The organism is Sphingosinithalassobacter sp. LHW66-3 (genome assembly GCF_050703275.1).
In the GTDB taxonomy this organism is placed as follows: domain Bacteria; phylum Pseudomonadota; class Alphaproteobacteria; order Sphingomonadales; family Sphingomonadaceae; genus Sphingomonas.
Genome location: NZ_CP193482.1, coordinates 1,788,794 through 1,807,884, shown reverse-complemented (window position 1 = coordinate 1,807,884; position 19,091 = coordinate 1,788,794). Strand labels below are relative to the sequence as shown.

Here is a 19,091-nt window from a genome sequence, read left to right as displayed (position 1 = left end):
CCTCCTTGCTCACAGCGCGGCGATCGCGTCGGCGAGCGGGCGGATCGCCGCTTCGGAATGATCCCAACTGGTCACCAGCCGCGCTTCGCCCGGTCCCCAGTCGTAGAAATCGAAGCCGAGCCCGCGCAGTCGCGCGGCCTCTTCCGCACTCACCTTGAGGAACACTTCGTTGGCCTCGACCGGGTGGACGAGGCGTTCGCCGGCTGCCCGCGCCAGCAGCGCGGCCGCGGCGTTGGCGGCGCGCGCATTCGCCAGCCACAGATCACCGTCGAGCATCGCCAGCAGCTGCGCCGCGAGATAACGCCCCTTCGACAGCAGCAGACCGGCACGCTTGCGGCGATAGAGAGTCGCATCGGCAAGATGTGTGTCGAAGAACACCAGCGCCTCGGCGCTCATCCCCCCGTTCTTGACGAAGCCGAAGCTGAGCGCATCGACTCCGCCGCGCCAGCTCAGCTCGGCCGGGGTGCAGCCGAGGTGCGCGGCTGCATTGGCAAAACGGGCGCCGTCCATGTGGAAGCCGAGCCCGCGTTCCTTTGCCAGCACCCCGATGGCCGCGACTTCGCTGGGCGTGTAGACTCGGCCATATTCGGTGGCGTTGGTGATCGAGATCGCATGCGCCTGCACCTGGTGCACGTCGTCGCGGATGCCGGCAAGCACCGCCTCGATCGCTTCGGGGGTCAGCTTCGCCGCGGGCCCTTCGCCGAGCAGCAGCTTGGCGCCATGGGTGTAGAAACCGGGTGCGCCGCATTCGTCGGTGTTGATGTGTGCCTCGCGGTTACACACGACCGCGCCATGCGGCGGGCAGAGCGCGGCGAGCGCGAGGCAGTTCGCCGCGGTCCCGCTCGGCACCCACAGGACGCGAACCTCGCGCTCGAACAGCTCGGAGAAGCGGCCGTCGAGCGCCTTGCTCCAGCGATCGCCGTCATAGGCGGTGTCGAGCGTGTTCGCCGCGGCGAGCGCGTCGAACACGGCGGGCGAGACGGGGGCGGCGTTGTCCGAGAAGAAGCGCATGGCGGCGCCTTGCGGCAGTGTCCGCGCCTGCGTCAACAACGGCTTTTCTACTCTGGCTGGTAGAGCGGTTCGCCGTCGCCTCGGGGGAGCGGCTGGCGCTGCGGCGGTGGCGCGATTCCGCGGCGTTCGGGCGGGAGGATCTCGAGCCGGTCGGGGCTCTCCTTCCGGTCTTCCACGGGTGCGCCGGGCTCGGCGACGGTGATGCCGCCATCCGGGCCGACTTCCAGGCTGAAGCCGCGCCCGCGGAACTCGCCTTCCAATCCGAACGGAGCCTCGTCGAATTCGATCGAGAAGCCCGGCTCCGTCTCTTCGACAGCGGCTTCCTCGACCTGCGGCGGGGGAGCGGCTCGTCGTGCGGAGACGCCGAGCGCCGTGGTCATGAAATCGCGCCAGATGCGCGCCGGAATCGCGCTGGAAAGGCCCGCGTTCGGCGTGTTGTCGTCGTTGCCTACCCACACGCCGACGACCAGATCGCCGGCATAGCCGACGAACCAGGCGTCGCGATTGTCCTGCGTCGTTCCGGTCTTGCCGAACGCGTCGATCGACAGTCCGGCCGGGCGGCTGGTGCCTTCGCGGATCGAAGCGGCGAGCAAGGTTCGCATCCCCTCCAGCTCACGTCGCGAGAGCGGCGATGCGCCGGAGCCGGAGAGCCACCGCGTGCGGTCCTGATCCTCGGGCAGACCGCGCACCCGCACCGGTGCTTCGCCTGCCGCGATCGCTGCATAGGCGGCGGTCAGTTCGATCAGCGAGACGTTCGACGTGCCGAGCGCGATCGACGCGTCGGCGGGGATCCGCGTAGTGATCCCCAGATCGCGCGCGGCACGGATCACTGCCTGCGGGCCCACCTGACGAATCAGCCGGGCCGCGGCGACGTTGCTCGATCGGGCGAACGCCTGCCACAGCGGAATCTGCCCGAAATACCGGCCGTCGCTGTTCTCCGGCGACCAGTCGCCGAGCGTCACCGGCTCGTCCCGAACCAGCGTGTTCGGAGTCATTCCGCTGCGCAGCGCCGCGAGATAGACGAACAGCTTGAAGGTCGAGCCCGGCTGTCGCCGCGCCTGCGTCGCTCGATTGAACGGGCTTTCGCGATAGTTCCTGCCGCCGACCATCGCCACTACGGTGCCGTCGGGGCGCATCGCCACCAGCGCCGCCTGCGCCTTGCGCAGCCCGGCGTTTGCCACCGCGCGATCGGCGGCGCGCTGGAGCCGCGCGTCGAGCGTAGTCTGCACCGTCTGTTCGCTGGCGATTTCGCCGGCGCGGTCGCGCGCCTGCGGCAGCACCCAGTCGGCGAAATAAGTGCCGCTGGGAAGCGCACGGACGCGATGGGTGTCGAGCCGGGCGGGGCGGACCTCCTCGGCCTCCTGGGGGTCGAGCAGTCCGGCATCGACCATCGCGCCGACCACCAGCTGCTGCCGCTCGCGCGCGCCGCTGAGATTGCCGGTCGGCGCCAGCCGCGACGGCGCCTGTACCAGCCCCGCGAGCATCGCGGCCTCGCCGACGCTCAGTTCCTTGGGCGTCTTGCTGAAATAGTGGCGCGCGGCGGCGGTGAGGCCATAGGCATTGTCGCCGAAATAGACGTTCGACAGATAGCGCGAGAGAATGTCGTTCTTGCTGAGCCAGGCTTCGAGCCAGAAGGCGATGAGCATCTCCTGAAACTTGCGCCCCATCGTGCGGTCTAGGTCGAGGAACGCGTTCTTGGCGAGCTGCTGGGTGATGGTGCTGCCGCCTTGGCGGACGCCACCTTCCGAAAGGTTCGCGAGCATCGCCCGCGCGATGCCGCGCGGATCGATTCCCCAATGGCCGTAGAAGCGGCGGTCCTCGATCGCGATGAAGGCGTTGCGGACATGCTCGGGCAGTTCGGCGGCGTCCACCGGCGCGCCGATATTGGCGCCGCGCCGCGCGATCGGCGTTCCGTCCGACGAAAGCAGCGTGATCGAGGGCGGCGCGGGCGGCTGGAGCGATTTGGAAAGCGGGGCGGTGAGCGTCAGCCAGCCGATCGCGACGATCATCAGCACGATGAGCGCCGCAACGCCGCGCACCACCCAGCGCCACGGGCTTGGCCGATAGACCACCGGCAGGTTGGTCGTGTAGCTGCCGGGCGCGGGCTCGAACGGCCCCGCAGCGACGGACGGCCCCGGCGGAGAGGGCGGACCGGGAGGCGCGGGGCGCAGCGGTACCTTTGCCGAGCGGCCGGGCGGCAGCCCGCCGGTCAGCTCCAGCGGATCGCCGCTGCCGTCATGCCGGACGCGGGTCCAGTCGAAAGGATCGGAGTCGCTCACTCTTGCTCGCTCGATCCGCTGTATTAGCGATATAGAACAGGCCGTTCAAGCAGCCGTTTCGACCATTGCGTGGCAAGGTGGAGATCGGGTTGTCAGGCCTCCAGCTCGACGTCCCAATAGAGCCAGTCGCGCCAGGTTTCATGCAGAAAATTCGGCGGAAAGCGGCGGCCGTGCTCCTGGAGCTGCCAGCTGGTCGGACGGATCGGCTCGATATGGAGCGGCATCGCGGCCTGTTTCGGCGTGCGCCCGCCCTTGCGCAGGTTGCAGGGCGCGCAGGCCGTGGCGACGTTTTCCCAGGTGGTGCGGCCGCCCTGGGCGCGGGGAATGACGTGATCGAAAGTGAGGTCGCGCTGGGAGCCGCAATATTGGCAGCTGAACTTGTCTCTGAGAAAGAGATTGAAGCGCGTGAAGGCAGGGAATTGGGAGGGGCGAACATATTGTCGGAGCGCGATGACCGAAGGGAGCTTCAGCCTCGCGCTGGGACTTCGGACCTCGCGTTCATAGTAGCTGACGATGTCGACCCGTTCGAGGAACACTGCCTTGATCGCCGTCTGCCAGGGCCACACGCTGAGCGGATAATAGCTGAGCGGCGTGTAATCGGCATTGAGGACGAGTGCGGGACAACTGTCCGGATGCCGGATCAGATCGGGATGATACATGCGCTCCCCTCGCTCTCGTTTCCGGCATGCCTTTCGGCAATCAGGATGACGCCATGATGACAGCACAGCGTGCGACTCGCGGTCAAGGGCCACTTTGATGTTGATCACCACGCGCTTCGCCCCGAGCCCCACCGGCCAGCTGCACCTCGGCCACGCCTATTCGGCGGTACTCGCGCATGATTTCGCCCGCGCGAACGGCGGCCGTTTCCTGCTGCGGATCGAGGATATCGACGGCACCCGCAGCCGCCCCGAACATGTCGACACGATCCTCTCCGACCTGCGCTGGCTGGGGCTCGACTGGGACGGCGACCCCGTATTCCAGTCGCAGCGGCTGCCGCTCTATCAGGCTGCGCTCGACCGGCTGAAGGGAATGGGCCTGCTCTATCCCTGTTTCTGCACGCGTGCGGAGATCGCGCGCGAAGTCGCAGCGAGCGTTTCGGCGCCGCACGGTCCCGACGGGCCGGTCTATCCCGGCACCTGCCGCGCCTTGCGGGAGGACGAACGCGCCGCGCGCATCGCGACCGAGGTGCATTGCTGGCGGCTCGATATGGCGGCCGCAGTCGGGCGGGCCGGGCGAGCACTCGACTGGCACGACGCGTTCGCCGGAACCGTCCGCGCAGCTCCCGCCATTTTCGGCGACGTGGTACTCGCACGCAAGGATGCGCCCGCTTCCTATCATCTTGCCGTGACGATCGACGATGCGGCCCAGAGCGTGAGCCACATCGTGCGCGGGCGCGACCTGTTCGACGCGACGCACGTCCATCGGCTGCTCCAGGCGCTGCTCGCGCTTCGCGTACCGGAATACCGGCACCACGCGCTGCTCACCGACGCCGCGGGACGGCGGCTTGCGAAGCGCAGCGGCGCGCCTGCGCTGGCGGCACTGCGCGCGGCAGGAGAGGACGGACGTGCGCTCGCGGAAACACTGCGTTCGGGCTCTCTGCCGGTTGGCATCGCGCGCGCGAAGGACTAGATTGGGGGCATGAACCTTTTCCTCGTCCTGCTCCTGATCGCGGCGATGATCGCGACTGTCGTTGCCCTCGTGCGGGGCATCGTTGCTTTCATTCGTACCACGGAGGCGGATCTCAACGGCACCGGTCCCAGCGCGTCGAGCATGCGATCGAACAAGATGATGCAGGCGCGCGTGCTCTTTCAGGGCGTGGCCGTGGTGATCGTCGCGCTTCTGCTGCTGCTCGCCGGCCGAGGCTGAGCCGCTGGTCCGGCTGAACCGGATCTACACCCGTAGCGGGGATGACGGCACCACGGGTCTGGTGGATGGCTCGCGTCTGCCGAAATCGGATGCGCGGATGGCGGCGATCGGCGCAGTCGACGAAGCCAACAGCGCGATTGGAGTGGCGATCGCCGCGTTGGGAGCGAGCGAGGCAACGGTGCCGCTCCGGCGCATCCAGAATGACCTGTTCGATCTCGGCGCGGACCTGGCGACGCCGGGTGAGGATTTCACGCTCACCGACACCGCTTTGCGCATCACGCAGGCGCAGGTCGCGCGGCTGGAAGCCGAAATCGATGGCATGAATGCACGGCTCGACCCGCTGACCAGCTTCGTGCTGCCGGGCGGCGGCATGGGCGCCGCGTGCTTGCACGTCGCGCGTGCGGTGGTGCGTCGTGCCGAGCGCGAGGCAGTCGCCGCAGCGGGCGCGGTTGCGCTCAATCCGCAAGCGCTCGCGTATCTCAACCGACTTTCGGACCATTTGTTCGTCTTCGCCCGCGTCACCAACGCGGCGGAAGGCGGCGATATTCTGTGGGAGCCGGGAGCTTCGCGCTGAGGCGGGGCGTTAAAGATCGCGCAGGCGATCGGGGCCGCTGCGGCCCGAGTGAGGAGAAGGCGGATGCGAGCGAACCCGGCCAGCGAGAAAGCCCCTGACGAGCTCCTTTCGCGCTATCGCCGAGTCCGGCAGGTGTCGGAAGCGCTCGTTGCGTCGCTGAGCGATGCCGATGCCACCGCCCAGTCGATGGACGATGCCTCGCCCGCCAAATGGCATCTGGCGCACACGACCTGGTTCTTCGAGACCTTCGTGCTGCGCGATCACGTTCGGGGCTATGCGCTGCACGACGCGCGCTTCGCCTATCTGTTCAACAGCTATTACGAAGCCGAAGGCGCGCGCCACGCGCGCCCGCGGCGCGGCATGCTCACTCGGCCGACGCTGGACGCAGTGCTGCGCTGGCGCGCCGCCGTCGATGCGGCGCTCGCGGAGGCGCTGCCCGATCTGCCCGAGGCGGCGCGAGCGCTGGTGACGCTCGGCTGCCACCATGAAGAGCAGCATCAGGAACTGCTGCTCACCGATCTGCTGCACCTGTTTTCGTGCAATCCGCTCGAACCCGCCGTGTGGCGGGGAGCGCCGAAGATTCCCGTGCCGATGCCCGGCCCCGTCCGGTGGATCGAAGGCGCCAGCGGAACAGTGGAGATCGGCCACGAGGAGAGCGGCGGCTTCGCGTTCGATTGCGAAGGGCCGCGCCATGCCGAGCTGCTTCACCCGCATGCGCTGGCCGACCGCACCGTCACCAACGGCGAATGGGCCGCGTTCATCGCCGACGGCGGCTATGCCGACCCGCGCCACTGGCTCGCGGACGGCTGGGCCTGGGTTCAGGCGGAAGCGATCGAGGCACCGCTGTACTGGGAGCGGCGGGACGGGGTCTGGACGCGGTTCGGATTGGACGGCCGGCGCCCGATCGACCCGGCGGCACCGGTGACGCACGTGAGCTTCTATGAAGCCGATGCCTATGCCAGCTGGGCGGGAGCACGGCTGCCCACCGAAGCGGAGTGGGAACATGCCGCCGCGACGCACGATCCCGCGCGGGGCAACCAGCTCGACGGCGCTGGTCCGATCGAACCGCGGCCGTCGTCCGGCGGTCCCGCCTTCTTCGGCGACGTCTGGGAATGGACTGGCAGCGCCTATCGCCCTTATCCCGGTTTCCACGCGGCCGAGGGGGCCGTGGGCGAATATAATGGCAAGTTCATGAGCGGGCAGTTCGTCCTGAAGGGCGGCAGCTGCGCCACGCCGCGCGGTCATGTCCGCGCGAGTTACCGCAATTTCTTCTATCCCTATCAGCGCTGGCAGTTCACCGGCGTCCGGCTCGCAAAGGATCTCTGAGATGCTGAAGCCCGAGGCTGAGGAAGTGCGTGTCGCGCCCGCGGACTCCGCCTTTCGCCACGACGTTCTCGAGGGGCTGTCGCAGGAGCCCAAGGCAGTGCAGGCGCGCTGGCTGTACGATCGGCGCGGATCGGAGCTGTTCGAGGACATCACCGATCTGCCCGAATATTATCCCACGCGCACCGAAACCGCGCTGCTGCGCGACGCCTGCCCCGAAGTGGCGAAGATCGCCGGCGCCGGCCGCGCGGTGGTTGAATTCGGCTCCGGCTCGTCGGCGAAGACGCCGATCCTGCTCGCCGCGGCCGATCCCTCGGCCTATGTGCCGATCGACATTTCGGGGGAGTTCCTCCGCGATTCGGCGGCCCAGCTCGGCGATGCGTTTCCGGGTCTGCCGGTGCATCCGGTCGAGGCCGATTTTCTTCGGCCGATCGCCTTTCCCGATGCCGTGAAGGCGCTGCCCAAGCTCGGCTTTTTTCCCGGCTCGACCGTCGGCAACATGACCGCGCCCGCCGCAGTGGACCTGCTTCGGGCGATGCGCGGATCGCTGGGCGAGGGAGCGATGCTGCTGATCGGGATCGACCGGGCGAAGGAACCCGCGATTCTGATCCCGGCGTATGACGATGCTGCGGGCGTGACGGCGGCGTTCAATCTCAATCTGCTCGAACGGATCAATCGCGAGCTGGACGGCACGATTCCGGTCGATGCCTTTCGTCATAAGGCAGTGTGGAACGATCGCATCGGTCGGATCGAGATGCACATCGAGGCGCTGAGCGACGTAACGTTCGAAGTTGCGGGCCGCGCGTTCGCAATGGCGGCGGGCGAGACGATCCACACCGAGAACAGCCACAAATACGGTCCGCGCGACGCGCGGCTGCTGCTGCGCGCGGGCGGCTGGACTCCGATCGCCGAATGGACCGATCCCAAGGACTGGTTCGCGCTGATCCTGGCGGAAGCGCAGCCGGTGCGCAGGGCACCCTGAAGCCTTGCGGTCGCCCCCCGCCATCCCGATAGGGGGCGGGAAAATTCCTGGGAGATCGACATGAAGACGGTGGGCGTAATCGGTGCGGGTCAGATGGGTGCGGGAATCGCGCAGGTGGCGGCACAGGCCGGCTATCGCGTATTGCTCTCTGACCTCGACCTCGCGCACGCCGAAAAGGGCAAGGCGGGCATTGCCAAGCAGCTCGACCGTGCGGTTGCGAAGGAAAAGATCAGCCAGTCCGATCGCGACTCGGCGCTCGCCAACATCGAGCCGGTGGGAGACGTGTCGGCGATGGCGCCGTGCGATCTGGTGATCGAAGCAGCGACCGAGCGCGAGGAGGTCAAGCGCAAGATCTTCGAGGCGGTCGGCAAGGTGCTGCGCGACGACGCGATCCTCGCCAGCAACACATCGTCGATCCCGATCACCCGGCTGGCGCAGGCGGCGCCCGATCCGACACGCTTCATGGGCGTCCACTTCTTCAACCCGGTTCCGCTGATGGGACTGATCGAGCTGATCCGCGGGCTTGCCACCTCGGACGCCACGGTTTCGGCGGTCGAGGCGTTCGGCAAGACGCTGGGCAAGGAGATCGTCCACGCGAACGACGCGCCCGGCTTCATCGTCAATCGCGTGCTGATGCCCTTCCTCAACGAAGCCTGCTTCGCGCTGGGCGAGGGCGTGGCGACGATCCCCGACATCGACACCGCCGTGAAGCTGGGGCTCAACCACCCGATGGGGCCGCTGACGCTGGCCGACTTCATCGGGCTCGATACGTGCCTGGAAATCTGCAAGGTGCTGTTCGAAGGCACCGGCGATCCGAAATACCGCCCCGCGCCGCTGTTGATCAAATATGTCGAAGCCGGCTGGTACGGCCGCAAGACCGGGCGCGGCTTCTACGATTATTCCGGCGAGGAACCGGTGCCGACGCGGTGACCGGCGCGGGTGTGCGGACTCGCCGGGTGCGGGTGCTGCGAATCTATTGTCCGGTTGGTGTGGAGGTGCTGCGCCGAGTCGCGGCGGGAGAATCGCCGACGGACCTCGGTGATCCCACCTTGGCGAAGATGCTCGCGGCCGTCCGCGCGCATGCGGGGCTGGGCGACTTCGGCATCTATCGCTCGGTGATCGAGCTTGCGCCCGGCTGGGAGCTGTTCACGCCAGGCAACGGCGCCGCTCCCGTGCTCGGTGAGCCCGGCGTGCCGGCGGCCTCGCCCACGCTGGTGCTGACGGTGCACGTTGCCGCGGAGATTCCGGTTGAGGCGTTCGCGCGCGCTCTGGAGGCAATTCTCGAAGCGCATCCTTGGGAAGTGCCTGTGGTCGAACTGGGCGAGGCGGAACTGCTGGTTCGCGCCTGATCTGAGCGGGGGGGCTCAGTCTTCGTCGACCTCGCTCACCAGCAGCTTGTCGATCTTGCGACCGTCCATGTCGACGATCTCGAAGCGGAAGCCGTGCTCGCGAAACACTTCGCCTTCGACCGGCAGGTGCTTGAGCGCCGCCAGCGCCAGCCCGGCCACGGTCGCATAGTCGCGATCCTCGGGCAGATCGATTCCGAGCCGGTCGGCGAGCGAATCGGCCGCCATCTGGCCCGAGACGAGCAGCGATCCATCCTCGCGCTCGACGATGTTCGGCGAATCGCCCGGATCGGTGTCGGATGCGAAATCGCCGGCGATCGCGGCGAGCAGATTGGCCGGAGTCACAATCCCTTCGAAATGGCCATATTCGTCATGGACGAAGCCCATCGGCACATCGGCGCGGCGCAGCGCGCCCAGCGCGTCCATCGCATCGACCTGATCGGGCAGCACCGGCGCCTCGCGCATCAGCCGCCGCAGGTCGAGCGGTTCGCCGCGGACCATCGCCGAGACGATATCGCGCGCCTGTACCACGCCGATCACCGAATCGACCGAGCCTTCCGCCACCGGCAGCCGCGTGTGCGGCGTTTCGAGCAGCGCGGCGCGGATCGCGGCCTCGTCGAGATCGGCGTTGAGCCAGTCGACCTCGGTGCGCGGCGTCATCACTTCGCGCACCGGCCGGTCGGCGAGCCGCACGACGCCCGAGATGATCGTGCGCTCATGCTCCTCGATCACGCCCGAGCGCGTCGCTTCGGCGACGATCAGGTGCAGCTCCTCCGCAGTGACGCGGTTTTCCGATTCGCGGCTGAGGCCGACGAGGCGGAAAAGCAGCGCGCTGGTCGAATCGAGCAGCCACACGATCGGCGCGGTGATGCGGCTGAGCCACAGCATCGGCAGGGCGACCATCGCGGCGATCGGCTCGGGCGAGCGCAGCGCGAACTGCTTGGGCACCAGTTCGCCGATCACCAGCGAGGCATAGGTGGTGAGGCCGATCACCAGGGCGAGGCTCGCGGTCTGCGCCGTTTCGGCGCTCAGCCCCAGCAGCTCGAGCCGCGCGGCGACGGGGCCGCCCAGGCTCGCTCCCGAATAGGCGCCGGCCACGATGCCGATCAGCGTGATGCCGATCTGCACGGTGGAAAGGAACTTGCCCGGATCGGCGGCGAGGCGCAGCGCAGTCGCTGCCCCGCTCCGGCCGACGCGCGCCATCGCGTCCAGCCGTGCCTTGCGGGCGGAGACGATCGCCAGCTCGGACATGGCGAAAAGGCCGTTCAACGCGACCAGCGCGAGAATGATCGCGACGTCGATCCAGGGGAAGGGGGGAAGCGGGTGCATGGCCAGCGCCCCTCCATAGTCATAGAATCCTGCCTTTCACAATGGGTGCAACGGGCTTTCGCTCATCCGCCGTTCAATCCGGCTGCGGAACAAGCCGCCCGGGGCAGCAGTTTCCGCCCCACAGGAATCGCCCGCAAGGAGGACCGCAATGCGCTTGATACCCCAGCTTCTCACTGCCTCGGCACTGGCCGCGATGACCGTGACCGCCGCCTGCGTCACCGACCCCGTGACCGGCGAGCGCCGGATTTCCAAGGCCGCGATCGGCGGCGTCGGCGGCGCGCTGGGCGGCTATCTGCTCGGCGATCTCGTGGGCGGGCGCCGCGACCGGACCGAGAAGATCATCGGTGCGGGAATCGGCGGCATCGCCGGCGCCGCGGTCGGCAACTATATGGATCGCCAGGAGCAGGAGCTGCGCCGCCGTACCGCGGGGACCGACGTCGACGTGATCCGCCAGGGCGACGAGCTGATCCTCAACATGCCGTCGGGGATCACCTTCGGCTATGACAGCGCAACCGTGCAGCCGCAGTTCCGCCCGACGCTCGATCAGGTTGCCGATGTGCTCTCGCAATATGAGCAGACCTATGTCGATGTGTACGGCCATACCGATTCGACCGGCAGCGACGCCTATAACCAGACGCTGTCGGAGCGGCGTGCGCGCTCGGTCGCCGACTATCTCACCAGCAATGGCGTGAACTCGGCGCGGATCGCTACTCGCGGCTTCGGCGAAACCCAGCCGATCGCTTCGAACGACACCGAGGAGGGGCGTGCGGAAAATCGCCGGGTCGAGATCAAGATCGTGCCGGTGCAGGAAAGCTACACCAACTGATGCTCGCGCCTCCCCGGCTGCGCCGGGGAGGCATCAGCCGCGTCGCGCGGCAAAGAATTCCCGAAGCAGCGCGGCGGCCTCGCTCTCGCCGATGCCGCCATAGACTTCCGGCCGGTGGTGGCAGGTGGGCTGCGTGAAGAAGCGCGGGCCATGTTCCACCGCGCCGCCCTTCGGATCGCTCGCGCCGAAATAGAGCCGCGCGATTCGCGCATGGGCGATCGCGCCCGCGCACATCGCGCAGGGCTCGAGTGTAACCCACAGGTCGCAATCCTCCAGTCGTTCGCGGCCCAGCCGCGCCGCTGCTTCGCGAATCGCGCGAATCTCGGCGTGCGCGGTGGGGTCATGCAGTCCGCGCGGCGCATTGCCGGCGCTGGCGACGATCTCGCCGCCGCAGACGATCACGGCGCCGACCGGCACTTCGCCGGCCTCGCCCGCGCCGCGCGCGGCCTCGAGCGCCGCGCGCATTGCTGGAGGCATCGGAAACATGGCGGTCTCGCCTAGCCCAATGCGCCCGCGCCGTCACCGGCGGCACGGGCGCGCCGAACGGTGGCCCGGACCGATCGGTGGGTGGTCCTATTCTTCCTTCGCCGCCGCAGTGGCGTTCGGAGCCTGTTCGACTTCGAGCGTGGGTAGCGAAATGGTGGTGTTGCGCATTTCCACCGTCGGCAGTTCGACCGTGGTGTTGGTGCTGCCGACCGAGATCTTGCCGGTCTCCGCCTTGAAGCTGGGCATCCGCCCTTCCTCCATGCTGAACCGGATCTTCGGTAGTGCGGCGTCATCCTGCTGTTCGAAGCGCAGCATTCCGAGCGCCATGAGACCGACGAGTACGAGAGCAGCTATTCCGATCAAGGCTAGAATGGCACGCATCATTCAATCTCCCCCCTTTGGATTGCTTGCGCAGCGTGGATGCTATCCACCATCGTCGCCCTGTGGTAAATGGGGAATTGGTTGACGCCGCGTCCCAGAATGGCTATCGGCGCCGCCTTTCCGGGCAACCCCGAAACTCAGGAATTCTAGCGATGTCGCGCATCTGCGAACTCACCGGCAAGGGCCGGCAGGTGGGACACAATGTTTCCCACGCCAATAACAAGACCAAGCGCACCTTTCTGCCCAACCTGCAGAACGTCACGCTGATGTCCGACGCGCTGGGCCGCAGCGTCCGCCTGCGCGTTTCGACGCACGGGCTGCGTTCGGTCGAGCATGTCGGCGGCCTCGACAACTGGCTGCTCAAGACCCGTGACGACGATCTCTCGCTGCGCGCCCGCCGCCTGAAGCGTGACGTGCGCAAGGCCGTCGCCGGCACGTCCGCAGCGGCCTGAAGCCTCAGCGTTCCGGCGCGGCGTTCGCGTCGAGCCGGAACTTCAGTAGCAGCGTCTGCTGAAACAGGCTCTCGTTGTCGTCCGACGCGATCCACAGGATCGTTGCGCCGCCTTCACGCGTGACGGCGAGTGCCTCGAAATTATCGTGCAGGGCAGGCGGCGCGAAGGTCGCGAGCGTGCGCCCGGTCACCGTCGCGCCCGAACGAATCGCTGCGCGCGGCACCACGACCAGCTTTGCAGTGAATCCCCGAGCGATCGAAACCGCCCGCGTGAGCACCAGAATGTCGCCGCTCGGCGCTTCCGCGGCCGCCGTAGGCCGATGGCCGGGGGGCGCGCGGAATCGGAAAGCGAAGCCGCGCCGCGGAACCTCGGCCGGATCGCTCTGGAACCACAGTGCCGGATGGAGCGAGGCGTCGCCCTCGTCTTCGTTCTCCGCCACGTCCTCCGCAAAGACGAGAAATGAGCCGTCGGCGAGCCGTGCCATCGCTTCGGGCCCCCGGTTGAGCGACCAGTCAGCCATCGCGCGGGGTTCCGCCCTGCGTTCGGCGCGTGCGAAGCCGGGCGCATAACGCCAGATCGCGTTGGCCCGCTCGAACCCGATCCAGATCCGGCCGGTCACGGGATCGACCGCCATCGATTCGCTGTCGCGATCCTCCTTGGACCAGCCGGTTCCCGGCCCTTCGGGAAGCGACTCGAAACGGGCGTCCCGCGGCTGCCAGTCGGTTCCGAGTCGGAAGCGGAGAATATTGCCGCCGTCGCTCAGCAGCGTGAACCGGTCGCCCTTTACCGCCAGCGCGGAGAAGCCGCCGAAAGCCGGATCGCCGCTCGCCAGTCGCAGCCCGCCAAGATAGGTGAGTGGCCCCAGTTGCCGCTCGTGCGGCGCCAGCGGAAACAGCGCGACGGGTGTGGCTCTCAGGCTGGGAGTGCCGGAGGGCCGCCGCAGCGGCGCTTCACCGGAATAGCCCGGGACAAGCAGGATCAGGAGAAGGATCGACAGGAAGATACGCACCAAAGACCCCATAGCGGCGGCAGCGCGCGAGCGTCAGCCCCGCAGCGGAATCTTCAGCTTCCTGAACGTCCGATAACCACGCTGTTCAGCTTGGAATCAACGGAACCTCACTACACCGACAACAGTTGTCGCGTAACTTCCCTCGCGTAGCGTATCGAGGGGTGGGGGCCGGTCCTTCGGGGCCGGCCCTTTCGACGCCCGCCCTTTCGACGCCCGCCTCAGTACATGTGCTGGCCGCCGTTGATCGACAGCGTCGATCCGGTCACGAAGCCCGCTTCCTCCGAGCAGAGGAATGCCACGCCGCGCGCAATCTCGCTCGCCTGGCCAAGCCGGCCGACTGGAATCTTCGCGACGATCTTTTCCAGCACTTCGGGGGGAACCGCGGCGACCATATCGGTATCGATATAGCCGGGCGCCACGGCGTTGACGGTGACGCCCGATCGCGCGCCTTCCTGAGCCAGCGCCTTGGTGAAGCCATGGATGCCCGATTTCGCGGCGGCATAATTCACCTGGCCATATTGCCCCGCCTGCCCGTTGATCGAGCCGATGTTGACGATGCGGCCCCAGCGCCGGCTGCGCATTCCGGGGTAGCAGGCATGCGCCATGTTGAAGCATCCGCCAAGATTGATGCGAATCACTTCGTCCCACATCTCGGCGGTCATCTTGTGCAGCGTGGCGTCGCGCGTGATGCCGGCATTGTTGACGAGGATCTCGACCGGGCCGAGTTCCTCCTCAACGCGCTTCACGCCCGCGGCGCAGGCAGCGAAATCGCCCACGTCCCATTTGAACGCGGCGATGCCGTTCCGTTCGGTAAAGGCGCGCGCCTTCTCGTCATTACCGGCATAGTTGGCTACGACGCGGACGCCCTGATCCTTGAGCGCCAGGCTGATCGCTTCGCCGATGCCGCGCGTTCCGCCGGTGACGATCGCTACGCGTGCCATGTGCCGTTCCTCTCCTGTTGGTTGCCGAGACGCTAGGCGGCGTCCGTCCAGCCTGCAAGCTCGCGCGAGAGGATCGTCCGCAACATCGCTATCCCGGTGTCGCTTGCATTGAGGCAGGGCAGATAGGCGAAATCGGTTCCTCCCGCCTCGAGGAAGGTTTCGCGGCCGCGGATGGCGAGTTCCTCGAGCGTCTCGAGGCAATCGGCGGAGAAGCCGGGGGCGAGGATTGCGACCTTGCGGACGCCTTCGCCGGGCAGCGCGGCCAGCGTGGCATCGGTCGCCGGCTCGAGCCACTTTGCGCGGCCGAATCGCGACTGGAAAGCGACGCGAAGCTCGCGGCCCATCGCCTCGCCCAGCAGCCGCGCGGTCTTGCGGCAGTGGCAGTGGTACGGATCGCCGAGGTGCAGCGTCCGCTCGGGCATGCCGTGGAAGCTGGCGATGAGCGCGTCCGGGGTGAAGTCCAGTTCGGCGAGCGCCGTTTGTACCGAGTGCTTCAACGCGCCGATATAGGCGGGATCGTCATGATAGGGCGGCAGCGTCCGCACTGCCGGTTGCCAGCGCATTCCGGCCAGCGCCGCGAAGGCCTTGTCGTTCGCGGTCGCCGTCGTCGCGGCGCAATATTGGGGATAGAGCGGCGCCAGCAGGATGCGCTCGCAGCCTGCTTCCTTCATCGCGCGCAGCCGGTCTCCGATCGCCGGATTGCCGTAGCGCATCGCCCAGTCGACCGTGACGTCCGGGCCCCAGCTACCCTGCAAGGCTGCGGCCTGTGCCTTCGTCACAGCGGCGAGCGGCGATCCTTCCTCCTGCCACACCTGCGAATAGGCATGCGCCGATTGCTTCGGCCGCGTGCGCAGGATGATGCCGCGCAGGATCGGTTGCCACACGAGCGGCGGGATCTCGACCACGCGGGGATCGGACAGAAACTCGCCCAGATAGCGGCGCACCGCGGGCGCATCGGGCGCGTCGGGCGTGCCGAGATTGATGAGGAGCACGCCGATGCGGCGTGGCGGAATCGCCGGGTGATCTTGGGGGGGGGTCATTCGAGCTCCGAAAGAAGCGGCAGGCGGCGGAAGCGTACTCCGGTCGACGCCTGAAGGGCATTGGCGATCGCCGGGGCGACCGGCGGCACGGCGATTTCGCCGACACCGCCCGGATCCGAGCCGCTGCGGATCAGCTCGACCATGATCTCCGGGGTGTCGGCGAGGCGCGGCAGGTTGAGTTGTCCGATCCGCTGGTGCGTCGGCAGATTATCGCTGATTTCGGTGCTTGCGCCGACTGCCGCCGACATGCCGAAGATCAGGCCGCCCTCGATCTGCTGGCGCACCAGATCGGGATTGACGATTCGCCCGCAGTCGACCGCCGCCACCAGCCGGTCGACTCGCACCTTGCGGTCGCGGCCGAGCCGCGCCTCGGCCAGCACGGCGATGTAGCTGCCGCGAAAGGCGTGGCAGGCGATGCCCTGGCCGCTCCCCTGCACGCCGCCCCGCCAGCCGCCGAGCTGAGCAACCGTTGTCAGGCATCGTGCCAGCCGCGGCTGCTCGCGCAGCATCGCCATGCGAAAGCTGTGCGCCTCGACTCCGGCGACATGGGCGAGTTCGTCGAGGAAACACTCGGTGAAGAACGCCGTGTAGCTGTGCGCCGCCGAACGCCAATGACCGGTCGGCACGCGCAGCTCGGCCGGATGATGATCGACGGCATAGGCGGGGATCGCATAGGGAGGAACGGCGCCTGCGACGGCGCTCGGATCGCGCCCGGTGGGGATGGCGAGCGACGCGGCGATGAAGGGGTCGCTGCCGAGCAGCCGATCGGCCAGTTCCCGGCTCGTGGCGGGGGCGGCGATCTTGGCGAGCCAGCCGGTGACGCTGCCGTTTTCGATTCGCCCGGCCATGCGCGCGGCTGCGGCGGGACGAAAGCGGTCCTGCCGCAGATCCTCGGCACGCGACCAGGTCAGCTGCACCGGCCGTTCGAGCTGCTTGGCGATCACGGCCACTTGCGTTGCCACCTGATGCTCGAGCCTGGCGCCGAACGAGCCGCCCGCCATGACCGGGTGAAGCGTGACTCGCTCTTCGCTCAATCCCGCCGCGCGGGCCGCAGCGGCGCGAGTCAGCCCAGGCGCCTGCGCCGGCGCCCACAGCGTTAGCCGACCGTCGCGGAACGCCGCGGTGGCGGTCATCGGCTCGACTGCGGCATGAACCGCGAGACCGACGCGATATTCCCCGGTCACCACGCGCGCGTCCCGGAAGGTGGCGGCGAGGTCGCCCTTGCTGGCGATGCGCACGCCGTCACCTTCCAGTGCCTCGGTGAGCGCTTCCTCGATCGAATCGCTGTTGAGAACCTCGCCTTCGATGGCGAAGCGGGGGCGCATCGCTTCCAGCGCGCGATCGGCTGCCCACCAGTTGTCCGCGACCGCGGCGACCCAGCGGTCGGCACGCACCACGGCCAGCATTCCGCGCACGCGATTGGCCGCGCGTTCGTCAAGGCCGGTCAATTCTCCGGTGCCCGGCGGCGCCTGGCGCACCGAGGCGAAGACCATGTCGGGGAGGCGGATGTCGGCGGCATAGTTGACGCTGCCATCCACCTTGGCCGGCACGTCGAGCCGCGGCACCGCAGCCCCGTAGAGGCGGCTCCCCTCGCCTGAGCGCAGCGGCACCGGATCGGGCAGGCTTTCGTCGGCGGCCTCTGCCGCCAGCGCGCCGAAGGGAAGCCGTGCGTTGCCGCGCACGACATAGCCGTCGGCCGTGCCGCACGCCTGCCAGTCGACACCCCAGCGCCGCGCCGCCGCCTTGCACAGCAGGACCCGCACCGAGGCGCCCGCCACGCGCAACTGGTCCTCGAACGTGCGAACCGAGGATGAGGCGCCCGTGAGCACCAGTGCGTTGCGGGTGGCATGCGTCCGCTGGAGCCCCTCGGGCAGCGCGCCCAGGCTCGTCTCGAACAGCGTCACCGAAGCGAGCGGATTGGCATAGAGCGGATTGAGCGGCGCGGCTTCGACGCCCACGCTGTTCCAGTCGGCGCCAAGCTCGTCGGCCAGGATCTGCGGGAGTCCGGTATAGACGCCTTGCCCCAGCTCGGTCTGCGGCACGACGACGGTGACATGGCCGTCGGTCCCGATCTTCAGCCAGGCGCCGAAGATCGTCTCGCCCGGCTCGGCCGTCAGGTTCGGCATATAGGTGCGGGGCCACACTGCCCAGGTGACCACCAGCCCGAGCCCCAGGCCGCCGCCGATCAGAATCGTGCGCCTGCTGGGTCCTTTGCTCGCGCGTTCGTCCACCGCCATGGCGTTGCTCTATCGCGCGGGGGCGTGGTGCGCCAGTCGCTCCCGCAACGGCGCTTGGGTTTCCTCGACGCGCACGCTATGGGACGCGCGAACCGCCCGGGAAAGGGTCCTCCAAGCGTGCTCCAGACCATCCTCGCTGCCGCCAGTTCGCATCTGGTTTTCACCGATCTGGGGCTGGATCCGAACGTGTTCTCGATCCCGTTGTTCGGGACGACCTTCGCGCTCAAATGGTATTCGCTTGCCTATATCGCCGGGCTGGCGATCGGCTGGTGGTATCTGCTGAAGCTGATTGCGCAGCCGGGCGCGCCGATGGCGAAGCGCCATGCCGACGATCTGTTCGTCTATGCCGCGCTCGGCGTCATTCTGGGCGGCCGGATCGGCTATGTCCTTTTCTATCAGCCGATGATGCTGCTCAATCCGATCTCGGTGCTGAAGCTGTGGGATGGCGGCATGTCGTTCCACGGCGGCGTGATCGGAACATCGCTCGGGCTGATCTGGATGGCGCATCGCCACAAGCTCGATTGGCTGCGCATCCACGACTATGTCGCCTGCTGCGCTCCGATCGGGCTGTTTCTCGGCCGCTGCGCGAACTTCGTGAACGGCGAGCTCTGGGGCAAGCCGACCGACGTTCCCTGGGCCGTGGTCTTCCCGCATACGGTGGCCTTCGGGCCCGAGCCGGCGCGTCACCCGAGCCAGCTCTATGAGGCTGGGCTCGAAGGGCTGCTGCTCTTCGCACTGCTCGCCTTCCTGTTCTGGCGGACGCGCGCCCGGTGGAAGCCGGGTCTGCTCGTCGGCGTCTTTCTGCTCGGCTATGGCCTGGCGCGCTTCTTCGTCGAATTTTTCCGCGAGCCGGATCGGCAGTTCGAAGGAACCTTCCTCGCCACGACCATCCACATGGGCCAGCTGCTCACGCTCCCCATGATCGCCGGCGGCATCTATCTGATCGTCACTGCACACAAGCGCAGCGCACGTGCCGCGCCGGTGCGGGGCAGCGAAAGCGTTGCCTGAG

20 protein-coding genes are annotated in these 19,091 nt (G+C 67.9%); 10 read left to right on the top strand and 10 right to left on the bottom strand.

Going from position 1 to position 19,091, the window contains the following annotated elements:
• Positions 1-9: 9 nt before the first annotated feature.
• The 3 genes from ACQ450_RS08825 to ACQ450_RS08815 all read right to left on the bottom strand — a co-directional run bounded on the left by ACQ450_RS08825 (position 10) and on the right by ACQ450_RS08815 (position 3,949).
• Positions 10-1,011, bottom strand: a complete 1,002-nt coding sequence (locus ACQ450_RS08825; RefSeq protein WP_431468987.1) for a threonine aldolase family protein — start codon at positions 1,009-1,011, stop codon at positions 10-12.
• Between the two features lie 47 nt (positions 1,012-1,058).
• The gene (locus tag ACQ450_RS08820; protein ID WP_431468986.1) at positions 1,059-3,290 is read right to left on the bottom strand and encodes a transglycosylase domain-containing protein; all 2,232 of its coding nucleotides are present in this window, start codon (positions 3,288-3,290) and stop codon (positions 1,059-1,061) included.
• Between the two features lie 92 nt (positions 3,291-3,382).
• Positions 3,383-3,949 carry an HNH endonuclease gene (locus ACQ450_RS08815; protein WP_188056253.1) on the bottom strand — a complete coding sequence of 189 codons (567 nt, stop codon included), beginning with the start codon at positions 3,947-3,949 and terminating at the stop codon, positions 3,383-3,385.
• A 97-nt stretch (positions 3,950-4,046) separates the two neighbouring features.
• On the opposite strand from ACQ450_RS08815, the gene gluQRS reads away from it, so the two are divergent.
• From gluQRS to ACQ450_RS08780, 7 genes are all read left to right on the top strand, one after another.
• A complete protein-coding gene (gene gluQRS, locus ACQ450_RS08810; RefSeq protein WP_431468985.1) occupies positions 4,047-4,919 on the top strand; it encodes a tRNA glutamyl-Q(34) synthetase GluQRS in 873 nt (290 codons plus the stop codon).
• 9 nt (positions 4,920-4,928) lie between these two features.
• Complete coding sequence (locus tag ACQ450_RS08805) at positions 4,929-5,156, top strand: twin transmembrane helix small protein (protein ID WP_188056251.1); 228 nt, start codon at positions 4,929-4,931, stop codon at positions 5,154-5,156.
• A gap of 4 nt (positions 5,157-5,160) precedes the next feature.
• Entirely contained in the window at positions 5,161-5,730 is a 570-nt protein-coding gene (locus ACQ450_RS08800; RefSeq protein WP_431471194.1) for a cob(I)yrinic acid a,c-diamide adenosyltransferase, read from the top strand.
• Between the two features lie 63 nt (positions 5,731-5,793).
• Complete coding sequence (gene egtB, locus ACQ450_RS08795) at positions 5,794-7,056, top strand: ergothioneine biosynthesis protein EgtB (protein WP_431468984.1); 1,263 nt, start codon at positions 5,794-5,796, stop codon at positions 7,054-7,056.
• Between the two features lies 1 nt (position 7,057).
• Complete coding sequence (gene egtD, locus ACQ450_RS08790; RefSeq protein ID WP_431468983.1) at positions 7,058-8,035, top strand: L-histidine N(alpha)-methyltransferase; 978 nt, start codon at positions 7,058-7,060, stop codon at positions 8,033-8,035.
• A gap of 60 nt (positions 8,036-8,095) precedes the next feature.
• Positions 8,096-8,965 (top strand): 3-hydroxybutyryl-CoA dehydrogenase, encoded by an 870-nt coding sequence (locus ACQ450_RS08785; RefSeq protein ID WP_431468982.1) that lies wholly within the window; start codon positions 8,096-8,098, stop codon positions 8,963-8,965.
• On the top strand, positions 8,962-9,384 hold the full coding sequence (locus ACQ450_RS08780) for a hypothetical protein (protein WP_431468981.1): 423 nt from the start codon (positions 8,962-8,964) through the stop codon (positions 9,382-9,384). Before ACQ450_RS08785 ends, ACQ450_RS08780 begins: the two co-directional genes overlap by 4 nt.
• A 15-nt stretch (positions 9,385-9,399) precedes the next feature.
• Here the strand turns inward: ACQ450_RS08780 and ACQ450_RS08775 are convergent, their stop codons facing one another.
• Positions 9,400-10,710 (bottom strand): hemolysin family protein, encoded by a 1,311-nt coding sequence (locus ACQ450_RS08775; RefSeq protein WP_188056246.1) that lies wholly within the window; start codon positions 10,708-10,710, stop codon positions 9,400-9,402.
• 148 nt (positions 10,711-10,858) lie between these two features.
• Here ACQ450_RS08775 and ACQ450_RS08770 point away from each other — a divergent pair, with 148 nt between their 5' ends.
• Positions 10,859-11,536: an OmpA family protein gene (locus ACQ450_RS08770; RefSeq protein WP_188056245.1), complete on the top strand. Its 678-nt coding sequence runs from the start codon at positions 10,859-10,861 to the stop codon at positions 11,534-11,536.
• 33 nt (positions 11,537-11,569) lie between these two features.
• Here the strand turns inward: ACQ450_RS08770 and ACQ450_RS08765 are convergent, their stop codons facing one another.
• Both ACQ450_RS08765 and ACQ450_RS08760 read right to left on the bottom strand, forming a co-directional pair.
• On the bottom strand, positions 11,570-12,001 hold the full coding sequence (locus ACQ450_RS08765) for a nucleoside deaminase (RefSeq protein ID WP_431471193.1): 432 nt from the start codon (positions 11,999-12,001) through the stop codon (positions 11,570-11,572).
• A 108-nt stretch (positions 12,002-12,109) separates the two neighbouring features.
• Positions 12,110-12,406: a hypothetical protein gene (locus ACQ450_RS08760; protein WP_431468980.1), complete on the bottom strand. Its 297-nt coding sequence runs from the start codon at positions 12,404-12,406 to the stop codon at positions 12,110-12,112.
• A gap of 149 nt (positions 12,407-12,555) precedes the next feature.
• Between ACQ450_RS08760 and rpmB the strand changes: the two genes are divergently transcribed.
• Entirely contained in the window at positions 12,556-12,855 is a 300-nt protein-coding gene (gene rpmB, locus ACQ450_RS08755) for a 50S ribosomal protein L28 (RefSeq protein WP_188056242.1), read from the top strand.
• Positions 12,856-12,859: 4 nt separating this feature from the next.
• Here rpmB and ACQ450_RS08750 read toward each other — a convergent pair whose 3' ends face one another.
• The 4 genes from ACQ450_RS08750 to ACQ450_RS08735 form a co-directional block, all read right to left on the bottom strand.
• Positions 12,860-13,864 (bottom strand): esterase-like activity of phytase family protein, encoded by a 1,005-nt coding sequence (locus ACQ450_RS08750; RefSeq protein WP_431468979.1) that lies wholly within the window; start codon positions 13,862-13,864, stop codon positions 12,860-12,862.
• A 218-nt stretch (positions 13,865-14,082) separates the two neighbouring features.
• Positions 14,083-14,805 (bottom strand): acetoacetyl-CoA reductase, encoded by a 723-nt coding sequence (gene phbB / locus ACQ450_RS08745; protein ID WP_431468978.1) that lies wholly within the window; start codon positions 14,803-14,805, stop codon positions 14,083-14,085.
• Positions 14,806-14,837: 32 nt separating this feature from the next.
• Entirely contained in the window at positions 14,838-15,845 is a 1,008-nt protein-coding gene (gene hemH / locus ACQ450_RS08740) for a ferrochelatase (RefSeq protein ID WP_431468977.1), read from the bottom strand.
• The gene (locus ACQ450_RS08735; RefSeq protein WP_431468976.1) at positions 15,842-18,082 is read right to left on the bottom strand and encodes a molybdopterin cofactor-binding domain-containing protein; all 2,241 of its coding nucleotides are present in this window, start codon (positions 18,080-18,082) and stop codon (positions 15,842-15,844) included. Before ACQ450_RS08735 ends, hemH begins: the two co-directional genes overlap by 4 nt.
• 117 nt (positions 18,083-18,199) lie before the next feature.
• Between ACQ450_RS08735 and lgt the strand changes: the two genes are divergently transcribed.
• The gene (lgt, locus tag ACQ450_RS08730) at positions 18,200-19,090 is read left to right on the top strand and encodes a prolipoprotein diacylglyceryl transferase (protein WP_431468975.1); all 891 of its coding nucleotides are present in this window, start codon (positions 18,200-18,202) and stop codon (positions 19,088-19,090) included.
• Position 19,091 lies beyond the last annotated feature (1 nt).

Coding starts and splice junctions, on each gene's coding strand:
- ACQ450_RS08760 (WP_431468980.1), bottom strand. CDS start 12,406: ATGATGCGTGCCATTCTAGCCTTGATCGGAATAGCTGCTCTCGTACTC.
- ACQ450_RS08815 (WP_188056253.1), bottom strand. CDS start 3,949: ATGTATCATCCCGATCTGATCCGGCATCCGGACAGTTGTCCCGCACTC.
- ACQ450_RS08765 (WP_431471193.1), bottom strand. CDS start 12,001: ATGCGCGCGGCGCTCGAGGCCGCGCGCGGCGCGGGCGAGGCCGGCGAA.
- phbB (WP_431468978.1), bottom strand. CDS start 14,805: ATGGCACGCGTAGCGATCGTCACCGGCGGAACGCGCGGCATCGGCGAA.
- egtD (WP_431468983.1), top strand. CDS start 7,058: ATGCTGAAGCCCGAGGCTGAGGAAGTGCGTGTCGCGCCCGCGGACTCC.
- ACQ450_RS08775 (WP_188056246.1), bottom strand. CDS start 10,710: ATGCACCCGCTTCCCCCCTTCCCCTGGATCGACGTCGCGATCATTCTC.
- ACQ450_RS08735 (WP_431468976.1), bottom strand. CDS start 18,082: ATGGCGGTGGACGAACGCGCGAGCAAAGGACCCAGCAGGCGCACGATT.
- ACQ450_RS08785 (WP_431468982.1), top strand. CDS start 8,096: ATGAAGACGGTGGGCGTAATCGGTGCGGGTCAGATGGGTGCGGGAATC.
- hemH (WP_431468977.1), bottom strand. CDS start 15,845: ATGACCCCCCCCCAAGATCACCCGGCGATTCCGCCACGCCGCATCGGC.
- ACQ450_RS08825 (WP_431468987.1), bottom strand. CDS start 1,011: ATGCGCTTCTTCTCGGACAACGCCGCCCCCGTCTCGCCCGCCGTGTTC.
- gluQRS (WP_431468985.1), top strand. CDS start 4,047: ATGTTGATCACCACGCGCTTCGCCCCGAGCCCCACCGGCCAGCTGCAC.
- ACQ450_RS08770 (WP_188056245.1), top strand. CDS start 10,859: ATGCGCTTGATACCCCAGCTTCTCACTGCCTCGGCACTGGCCGCGATG.
- egtB (WP_431468984.1), top strand. CDS start 5,794: ATGCGAGCGAACCCGGCCAGCGAGAAAGCCCCTGACGAGCTCCTTTCG.
- rpmB (WP_188056242.1), top strand. CDS start 12,556: ATGTCGCGCATCTGCGAACTCACCGGCAAGGGCCGGCAGGTGGGACAC.
- ACQ450_RS08805 (WP_188056251.1), top strand. CDS start 4,929: ATGAACCTTTTCCTCGTCCTGCTCCTGATCGCGGCGATGATCGCGACT.